Annotated in this window: 7 protein-coding genes; 6 read left to right on the top strand and 1 reads right to left on the bottom strand. The window is 48.8% G+C overall.

The window, feature by feature from the left end; translation table 11 throughout:
* The first annotated feature begins 429 nt into the window (after positions 1-429).
* On the top strand, positions 430-1,434 hold the full coding sequence (locus tag ACIPY9_RS02810) for a DNA-binding protein (RefSeq protein ID WP_400696820.1): 1,005 nt from the start codon (positions 430-432) through the stop codon (positions 1,432-1,434).
* Here ACIPY9_RS02810 and ACIPY9_RS02805 read toward each other — a convergent pair.
* On the bottom strand, positions 1,344-2,339 hold the full coding sequence (locus tag ACIPY9_RS02805) for a hypothetical protein (RefSeq protein WP_400696819.1): 996 nt from the start codon (positions 2,337-2,339) through the stop codon (positions 1,344-1,346). The two genes, ACIPY9_RS02810 and ACIPY9_RS02805, sit on opposite strands and share 91 nt — an antisense overlap.
* A 386-nt stretch (positions 2,340-2,725) precedes the next feature.
* Here ACIPY9_RS02805 and ACIPY9_RS02800 point away from each other — a divergent pair, with 386 nt between their 5' ends.
* From ACIPY9_RS02800 to ACIPY9_RS02780, 5 genes are all read left to right on the top strand, one after another.
* Entirely contained in the window at positions 2,726-3,274 is a 549-nt protein-coding gene (locus ACIPY9_RS02800; RefSeq protein ID WP_400696817.1) for a hypothetical protein, read from the top strand.
* Between the two features lie 75 nt (positions 3,275-3,349).
* On the top strand, positions 3,350-4,021 hold the full coding sequence (locus tag ACIPY9_RS02795) for a TnsA endonuclease N-terminal domain-containing protein (RefSeq protein ID WP_400696816.1): 672 nt from the start codon (positions 3,350-3,352) through the stop codon (positions 4,019-4,021).
* A gap of 48 nt (positions 4,022-4,069) precedes the next feature.
* The gene (locus ACIPY9_RS02790) at positions 4,070-5,992 is read left to right on the top strand and encodes a hypothetical protein (protein ID WP_400696814.1); all 1,923 of its coding nucleotides are present in this window, start codon (positions 4,070-4,072) and stop codon (positions 5,990-5,992) included.
* Positions 5,985-6,941 (top strand): TniB family NTP-binding protein, encoded by a 957-nt coding sequence (locus ACIPY9_RS02785; protein WP_400696813.1) that lies wholly within the window; start codon positions 5,985-5,987, stop codon positions 6,939-6,941. Before ACIPY9_RS02790 ends, ACIPY9_RS02785 begins: the two co-directional genes overlap by 8 nt.
* Positions 6,928-9,219, top strand: a complete 2,292-nt coding sequence (locus ACIPY9_RS02780; protein WP_400696811.1) for a hypothetical protein — start codon at positions 6,928-6,930, stop codon at positions 9,217-9,219. The genes ACIPY9_RS02785 and ACIPY9_RS02780 overlap by 14 nt, the downstream gene beginning before the upstream one ends.
* Positions 9,220-9,610: the final 391 nt, after the last annotated feature.

The following is a 9,610-nucleotide window of genomic DNA, read 5'->3' as shown; positions in this document are numbered from 1 at the left end:
GCCCTGAAAAACAAAACGCCCGATGCGGTGCATCGGGCGTTTTGAGGTCTGTCGGTCTACCTGAACAGGTGTAAACCTATTTCAGGACTAGACAGTCCTCTGGATCAAAAGCGCGCCCAGCCCACCTCTCACCCTTGCGTCCCCTCCCCGATCGCCACTGCCGCCGCTAATGAAACTGGTACTGGTGTGATCTCGAGATATCCCCCCCATTACGACGGCAGCTCTGGACGCCCTCCTGCGCTGTGCCTGTCCCCCTTTGTAGCCACGTGGACAATCTGAAAGCGCTGAGCAGCACACCTCAGGTTTACAAAAGATCGGCTGGTTTTGTGGAGGGTTATAATTGCTTAAGCCACGGGTCGTCGGTCCACATCCCGCCTGGACGACTTCCGCGCATACTGGCTAGATGACCAGGCTTTGTCGGAGTTCGCCATGGCTCGCACCGGAATAAACAAAGCATTAGTACAGCAAGCTCGCGATGCCCTCCTTGCCCGCCAGGAGCGGCCCAGCATTGAAGCGGTCCGTGCAGAGCTCGGGCACACCGGCTCGAAAAGTACGATCCAGCGCTACCTAAAGGAATTGGCTGAACAACAACCGATCCCGCCAGCGATCAATATCAGCGACGAGCTACAAGCGTACATCGCCAGTCTTGCACAGAGGCTCACGCTCGAAGCCCAGCAAAGCGTGGCGTCGGACCGCGCGCGGCTTCAGCGGCAACAGGCCGGTTATGAGCATCAGCGTGAGGTCGAAGCGGCACGTCAGGACGAACTGACCAAAAATCACAAAAGGCTTTTAGAGCAGCATCAGAGCGCCCAGGAACACAACCGGCATCTCGCCGAGCGGTTACAGACCATCGATGGCGAACGGCAGCGTTTGCTGGCCAGCACGAGCCATCAAGAGGCCTTGCTGAACGAGCGTGCCCAGCAAATTGGGTCGCTTGAGGAAAAACACCAGCATGCGCGAGAGGCTCTGCGCCATTATCGCGAGCATGCACAACAGCAGCGCATGGAAGAAACGCAACGGTTTGAAACGCAGCTGCAAAGTCTGCAGCATGAACTGCGTGAATGCAGGCAGCAGCTGTTGTCGAAGCAGGAACAGTTGGGCCAGCTCTATCGAGACCTGGAAAGACTTACGCTTGATCAGCAAAATTGTGGCAAGGACCGCCGCAGGCAAGCTCACGAGATTGAACAATGGTCCCGCCGTTATCAAAACCTGCAAAGCGACCTGCAGCAGGCCCAAGCGCACTCTGCCAACCAGGACCAGCTACTGTCCACGCTGCATGAACGCGCTCGGCACTATTTGCTGGACCGTCGTCAGGACCAGCGCAACCTGCGACAGATGATGCGTCAAATCGGCCAGCTACAGTCGCTTCTTTCAGGTCCTTCGCGGAACCAAACGTCTTCTACTGGATCGGTTGGCGAAACTACCTCGACATGAGACAGCGCGGGGGCTAATGGGGGGTTATCCCCAATAACAGCTCCAGGGAGGCGGCATTCCTTGCCGTTCAGACTCACTGGATTATCGACCCAGAAAGTCCGTACGCACCGCCAGTGTTTTTCAGCAGCCTTCGGCATCGGGAGGAGCTGTGCCTCCATGCTTTGATCCAAACAAGATTCAAAACAAGCATGTTCTTTGATCGGCAAATTCCACAAGAGCAACGCCCCGGCACCTCCATCGCCATTGAGCCAACCCAATCTATCAACCTCCTCCAGTTGATCGAAATATAAATCTCGGAATAGATGCCAACTGCTCCAGTTTTGAGGCAGAGGCTTCCCGACGCCATGCATATACAGCTGGATCTGTGAATACAACGGCCTGCTCGCATAGCAAAAAGGAAACTGCGCGCTATACCAGGCATACATGCAGGCAAAATTTTTCCGTAGGAGGGCGCGATAAAGCCCATAGCTTGAATGACCGCTGAACATAAGAGCCAAATTTATTGGTAGACAGGCCAAGTCAACACGGTCTACCAGCAATTTGCTGAATTTTCCGATGTCACTGTCCAGCCGTTTGCTTCCGACCTTGACGGTATCGAGAAGCTCATCGCAAGCCCGCGCCGATGGAAGCTGAGCCACGGCAGTCCACAACTGACTCTCATAGAGGTCTGCCAGCTCGGGACTCAGGCTGCAAAGGTCTGCAAGGACCGCCTTATCAATCGTCGCACCCGCCCTCAGACGCTCCAGTTGCGAGCGTTTATTCCAAGGGCAGCGCGGATGGTGATGTTGCCACCACTTAGCAATGCCACCGGGCGAATGGCAACATCCGATGCATTCGGCTACAGCATGAGTGAATGTCAAGCCGCGAAGCCTGCGGGCGAATGCATCGAGCGATTTGCTGAACATACTGGTTGCCTTCCTATTCAAAGCCCCAGCTGCGCGAATGATATAGCGGGTACATCCAACGAAACCAGCATCCTAGAGCCTTGCGCGGTATGTAGTAAAACTCCAAACGCGGCTGATAATCGCACAAAGACTTTTACAGCAGGAGAAAGAATAATAGGAGCACACCCACCACATAGGGCACATAATCTTTTACAGCACAAAAAAATCTATGCAGGTAAGCCCTAACAACAAGCAGCTATATCAGCGTCAGAGTCGCTGTTTGCAGCAGAAGCCACTGATACCCGCTCAAGCACTAAATGATGACAGCTGTACTACGTAACAGCGGGATGACGCTTCAACAGTGCGCAACTATCGAGTTTCGTCCTTGGATTGAAGGTAAAAAACCCATGAAAAATACGACCCTTGTTTGGAAAGTGGGTGTTAACAGAGACCAAATCGACATAGATTTAGACTGCGGCCAAATGGACGCACTGCTGGTGAGAGAAAACATCTCCAAGGCTGCATATACGGTTGATAGACGACCTTATCTGGTGGCAATGGCATTTCGGCAATCAAGAACAGTTTTCTGCTTTGCCATCACCATTGAGCCTCCCACCATCCGCAACCCGATTAAAGAACTAGTGTTTCTGAAGCCTATTTTCTTTCGAGGGCTCGATCTGATTATTCATGCTGAGCGTGGCCTGTTTAGCCAAGACCTTGTCGATAGGTACTTTAGTAGGGCTACGTTCGCGCCAAAATATCCGCCATCTCTGCAGAGCATTTACCTAGAGCGAACCTTGTCAAAAGTCATCGACGCTACGAGCGGCCACTCGCATTACGACGCCCCCTACACGAATGCTTTTCACCATGCAGAGCGTCCTGCTAAGACTACTCTGAATGATCTGACGTCCCGGAGCAGGGAATTAATTCGTGGGTTGAACGCTGAAAATCGTTGAACCGCATGGATGCGTCATCGAAGCGAAGACGCTCGAGACTACGGTGGTTAAATCATGACGCCCAGTGCAAGTAGAATGATCGATCAACTTCAAGAGGCTGCCGCTGCGACCGAGAACGCCACTCCAAGGCATGGTCGCATGGGCAGCCTGGTCACCATGTTTTCCTCCCGTAAAAACGCTTCAGTAATCGTCTGTGAATCTTTGCTGGAAGCGGCCTTTTGTTTGGAACTGGAACGGCGCATTGACGTGATACATTACGAGACGCACCCGTGCACCCTCAATTTTTTAGGCACTAATTATCGCTACACACCTGACTTTCTGATCTGTTTTTCTGATGGTTCGCAACGGTTTGTGGAAGTCAAGAACGATCAAAGCTATAACGACAAAGCAACCAGCGCCCGCATTACGCGTTATTCTGAGATATTAGCCGAACATGGATGTATGCTCGAGTACTTAGCCGCGTCACAGTTTTTTCGTAGAACTCGCAGCCACAACCTGGCCTTTCTTTATCAGCAGGCCTTTCCATGCAACGGAGAAAGCACTGAAAAAATTCGAGCATTAGTAGCCACTCGGCAACTTCCCACTAGCATTGGTCAACTACTGGATTTAAATTTTTTGCCCAGCCATATCGCCCACACGATATTCTACGGTACGCTCGACGTTGATCTGTTGCAAAAAATCACCTGCGCCACCCGAGTACAGATAACCCAACCAAAGCATAGGAGCGGCAGAGCTCAGAAGCTTTAGACAAATAGAAAACTTTCATCACATCATCGCATTACTGCAATATATTTGGTGACCGACATCATGGTTACTTTTCCGACCTTGATAATGCAAGTAGGTGAGCACTGGCGACTTCGTACCGAAATTTATCAGGTGACCTCGGTGCATCCTGATCGTGTCCAATTACGCAGCCTTAGTAGAACAGGACACATTCTAATCCATCATAAGGAACAGCTCCACCAGGCCCAGCGCAAAGGCAACCTTGTAAAAGTTCAGGAAGCCCCATTCCCTGACGGATCACAGCGTATCATTAGCGGCCTGGACGAGGCGACTGCGTACGAGTTGGAAAAGCGCTTGTTTTACGTCAGGAACATCGAGAAAGAATTGTGTGGACAGCTCCCACGTTTATTGACAGATGCATTGATTAAACGTCTGTCAATTGAAATCCATGACTCATCACCTCCATGTTATACCACACTATACGAATGGTCCCGATCTTATCGCCTGGCCGGCGGCAACCCTATTGCATTAATCCCGGCGAGACGGCGAACTCGACAATTGCGTGTGCTGCGTCAGCCCGCAGCCATTCAAGAGCTAATCGATTATTGGGCCGAAAATTTATTTCAACAAGACACACCCATTACAATTACTGAACTGACCGACGTTATTATATCCAGCATTGAGGACCTGAATGACCGCCGCCCGATTACTGACCAACTGCATGTTCCGGGCAAAACAACCTTATGGCGAATCATTCGAGAAATGGATGCTTATGAAGTTCAACTTCACCAGAAAGGTAAACGCCGCGCTTTAAAGAATCAACATTGGAGCCAGAAAACCATCTGTCCACATCGACTTCTTGAGCGTGTAGAAGGAGATACTCAGGTTATGGATGTATTCTTGCGATCAGAATCCGGAGACATATTAGGCCGCCCCTATTTGACTATCCTTTTGGACGTCCGTTCTCGATGCATTATCGGATACGACATTTCGCTGAATCCACCCTGCATGGAGAAAACATTGCGCGCGCTGAAAAACTCGTTGATCTCTGGAGGGCTGTATGGAGGATTGGCTCAGTACTACATTCTCGACAACGGTAACGAATTCGCGGGTAAAAAGATTTCCGAAGTAATGGACCTATTAGGCGCTCACATCATTTTTTGTGAACCTTACACACCGAATCAAAAACCGCATGTCGAACGATGGTTCAAAACGTTGAACGTCCAATTCAGTCATCATTTGAGTGGGACTACGTTCTCCAACCTTGGCGAACGGGGAGATTATAATCCGGCTGAACATACGATTTACACCTTGGACGAGATCATTGAAAGATTTGAGGATTTCCTTCAGGTCTATCACAATAATTTTCACAGGTCGCTCAATGACTCGCCTCATAACACTTGGATGCAAAACCTCGACCGATTTTCGCCCCCTAGGTTATTTGATGTGAGCGACATCCGACGCATGATGATGAGCAAACGCTACTCAGCGACTATTGGCGATAGCATCGGGTTTGAAAAACTCCGCTGGACGGCCCCTGGCATTCCCAGCCTTGCCCAGCGCTCCGTTAAAAGGAAGAAGCTGTGCATTTACTACGACATAAGCGATCTTGGTAATGTATCTGTTTGTCATCCTGACTGGCCCGATGATCTCATCTCAGCTCAAGCAGTAGATGTGCAGTACCAGTCTAATCTCACGCTAGAAATGCATCACCTGATCCAACAAGAAATCAGACAACAGGCCGCTAACTTCGATTTTACCACCGCACGCCAGGCACGTGTTCAACTCATCCTGAAACTGCAGGCAGACAAGAGTAAAAGAGGGCGTCGCCGCGAAGCGCGATTGGCAGAAAATCGATCGCTTTCACAACCTGCTCCGAAGGTGTCCATCCCGTCAAAGTCGCCAAGTTCGCAACCAAACTTCTCCACTGAGGTGACGCTGACCGACTTCAATCCACCCAAACCTGCAACCACATTACAGGTGCGCCATGAGTAACTCCGACTCGTTGCTTTTAAAAGAATTCTCATCCCAGATTGTGTTATTCCCTGCCTACCATCATGCTTATATGCTACTACAAAAAAGCGCAGAAACTACCCGACAGCGCAACGTGCCAAGTTCAGCGATGGTAGTTGGACCATCAGGCTCAGGAAAGTCGACACTCTGTGAAATTTTCAGGGATTCTTTCGGAGATACTCATGAGGAAAGCCGTCCCGATGGCGAGTACACCATCCGTCCTGCGTTCTTATGTAGGACCCCTTCACCTGTAACCGTCAAATCCTTCGCCAAGACAGTGGTAAAAAAGCTCTCACCCATTGGGAAGGAGGCTGACCTTCGCGGAGACACGACAGAATTGACCTTCCGAATGTTGGAGCTATTCAAGACGTGCCGTATTGAAGTTTGTGAGTTTGATGAATTTCACTTCTTGGTCAAGCCCCAAGCTGCAAAGGTCAAGGAAACGGTAATTGACTGGCTGATATCGGTTATCAACGAAAGTGTTCGAACTTTTGTTCTGGCTGGGACTGATAGTTGTTTATCACTTCTAGAAGGGTCTACAGCGCTTGCCCGGCGCTTCCCCTACGTTATTAACTTACAATATCTTTCATACAGCGAGGACAAGTCATCAGATTATATGATTTTGTTATCTAAACTTGACGATCATATTGAAAGCATTACGCATATTTCCGGAGGTTCACGACTCACGGACCCAGATATAGCAGCGCGCCTATACATCGCCTCATCTGGAAACCTCGAATATATCCGTCTGATAATCCATGGCGCACTGCAAAACGCACTTCCTCATCGAAGCCTAGGGCTTAGCATTAACGATTTCAAAAGATCCTGTGCGCTCATTGATCTTAAATTCAGCAAAGTCTCTGACCCCTTTGATAAAACGCTTGTAACCTGCTACCAAAAAATATGGGGGGCTCAGCATGAAAACGCTTAATTTCATCCCCACACCTTTACCCAACGAAAGTCCGACGAGCGTGATCAAGCGGCTCTGCCTCCGCAACGGCTATTCTAAGGTCAGCAAGTTCGAGGCATTTCATTTCGTTTCTGACCAAGCTAAGGTTTGCCCACTTCTTCAAGGAAGTCGGTTCGAGCGCTTTCTTGTCGCGAACTCAACTGACCTTCTGCAAGAACAGGTGAGGAAAGGTTTCTACAACACAGTTGGAAGCTCTTGGGGAGACATCAGTATTGGGAAATTAACCTTGAGCCGCAGGCTTTTGCGACCTCTCGATGCCGCGTTGTGCACGGAATGTTTGACCGATGGCTGGGAACATATACTGAAAGACAACTACCTGACCTCGCATTGCCCGATCCATAATCGCCATTATTTGTTCAGTTGTCCAAAGTGTAAAAGGTATCTGTCTTGGAAGAATCAAATAATCAGTTATTGCGACTGCGGAGAGCTCCTCGTCTCTCCTCCATGCTCTTGGACGGAGGCCCTTCCAGAAGCACGGCTAATGGAACTATTCGAAACTGGGGATCAGACTCGATTCGATCAAGTTATTTCCATTATTCGCCACCTGGGCATCGATCTTAAAACCGTCAGCACGGTTCCAGTTTACGATGTCTTTGCTGCGGCTATAGCGCTGGTTTTCGATGATGTCGAGCACGCAGCCATTTCTCTTTATAACGTTTATAACATCCCGGAACCGTTGGAAACTGAAGTACTACTCACTATGCTACAACCGGTTATTCCGCGCTCCACTCTCGAACATCTTCACCAGCAATTCAGCAAGCTGCCGGCCCGGGAACTTCCCAGCACCTCAAAGATACTGATTCCACCAAGAGTTATGCCACAACTACTTCACCTCAGCATCGACCAATGGCACAGATTGAAATATTATAGCAACATAAAAAAACTTCGCTCGACTCGGGACGGTCGTGGCAGATATACGGTAGAAGAGTTCGAGCAAATCGCCTGTGAAATACGCTCCTCGAATAGCCCTGTTGATCAGAGGAAAAGTTTAGAAACAGCTATCCGTGGCGGCTTTTACTATGAACTTCAGGAAGCCAGGGACAAACTCTCAGTCTGCGAACGGCATCTCTCCTACCTCATACAGCAAAACGCCCTTGGAAAAAAACAGGTACTAAATTCTAAAGTTTATCTACCCAAACATGTTGTTGACGACTTTACCAATAACCACATTCGCTCCATGATCCTAGCTCGCAAATTCAAAGTATCGACATCTACAATTCACCATGCACTTCAAAAGCTTACGATTAATTACTCAATTTTCGCTAATTGGTACGGCCCACCCTTTTTTGTCCGTCGCGAAGACATACCAGCTATTGAGGAGACAATACGAACTACTTCTAAGACTAAATACGGCCTAGCTTGTGCATCACGCCGCGTTTCCCCATCTCCATCAATATCAGTAATCACGTTAACCAAAGCTGCCTCCATTCTTCACGTGTCGACCCAGACGATTCAGTATTACCGTGATATTGGAACCCTCTCACATCACCCCGAGAGCCTGAGCCTAATAAGCCACGAAGATGTGCTGAAATTCCATCAAAACTTTGCGACACCTTCCGACCTGGGGCAAGAACTCAACATCAGTTCCAAGGTAGTAACTCGTGTGCTGCAACGACTAGGAATATCACCGGTGGCAGGACCATCTATAACAGGGACAAGAAGCCAAATATTTGCTCGATCAACATTGCCAGCAGATCTTAAGTATCGAGTCAACCCTTATAACGATGACTTTGGTATATATTGGTTAAGAAATGAGATATCAACTATTGCGCAGACAGCCAAAGAGCTAGGGCTTAGCCTACCAGACACATCACGCCTAATTAAGCTTTTCATAAAACCTACACGTGCGCCTTGCTACCGACATTATCCCGGCATTTCACCTAAAGACAAAGCTAAATTGCAGGCCTTATTGGGCACACTAGTACCACTGACAGAGATCTTGTCAACGCACAGTATGTCCCATCATAATTTTTCACGCCGCTTCACGAACCCTAGATTTGTTAGAAAGGTTAAAGTTCGGAAAGTAGAATACCTTACTCAAGATGACGCAGAAAAGATCACATCACTATTGGCCGAGTATTGCACCACAATGGAAGCGGACAAGATCCTAGGAACTCCGAAAGGCGGAGGGATAAAGCTGATCAAGAGGCATAAAATCCCCCAACACTTTCTGCCTCACTACAACTACAAACACCCCTTATACAAAATTAACGAAATTCTAGCATTTAAAAAGCAGTGAATAACTGAAACAAAGACCGATCTCAGAACTTTCGTTCCTACCCAAGTAAAAATCATGGGTAGCACGCCCCAATTAATTTATGATTTTTATCTTGCGCCCACTTTACCCTCCAACTAAATACCACAGTGAATTTCGCTGGTTCTCTTCTCATGGTTAGGAGCTCTCACCGATTTCGTCAAAACTGAAAAACTCCTGAGAAAATTCGGACTTCATGAAATCTAAATTCATTATTTGTGAAATCCCGAATGGGCGAGTCTCCCGTACCAAGGCAATGCGTTTCAGATTGTGGTGAAAACCTACGGGGGCTATGTAGCTCTGATTTGAAATGAGAAAGCCAGGGGGCGAAAGCTTCCTGGCTTTTTTGTGGGTGCGAACTGGGCAGTCACCTTGG

The organism is Pseudomonas sp. NPDC089734 (assembly GCF_044748865.1).
Lineage (GTDB): Bacteria > Pseudomonadota > Gammaproteobacteria > Pseudomonadales > Pseudomonadaceae > Aquipseudomonas.
The sequence above is the reverse complement of the archived record's forward strand: the minus strand, read 5'-3'. Positions and strand labels throughout refer to the sequence as shown.

What these genes read in the sequence shown, in the direction of transcription:
- ACIPY9_RS02795 (WP_400696816.1), top strand. Translation starts at nt 3,350, where the DNA reads ATGATCGATCAACTTCAAGAGGCTGCCGCTGCGACCGAGAACGCCACT.
- ACIPY9_RS02805 (WP_400696819.1), bottom strand. Translation starts at nt 2,339, where the DNA reads ATGTTCAGCAAATCGCTCGATGCATTCGCCCGCAGGCTTCGCGGCTTG.
- ACIPY9_RS02810 (WP_400696820.1), top strand. Translation starts at nt 430, where the DNA reads ATGGCTCGCACCGGAATAAACAAAGCATTAGTACAGCAAGCTCGCGAT.
- ACIPY9_RS02785 (WP_400696813.1), top strand. Translation starts at nt 5,985, where the DNA reads ATGAGTAACTCCGACTCGTTGCTTTTAAAAGAATTCTCATCCCAGATT.
- ACIPY9_RS02800 (WP_400696817.1), top strand. Translation starts at nt 2,726, where the DNA reads ATGAAAAATACGACCCTTGTTTGGAAAGTGGGTGTTAACAGAGACCAA.
- ACIPY9_RS02780 (WP_400696811.1), top strand. Translation starts at nt 6,928, where the DNA reads ATGAAAACGCTTAATTTCATCCCCACACCTTTACCCAACGAAAGTCCG.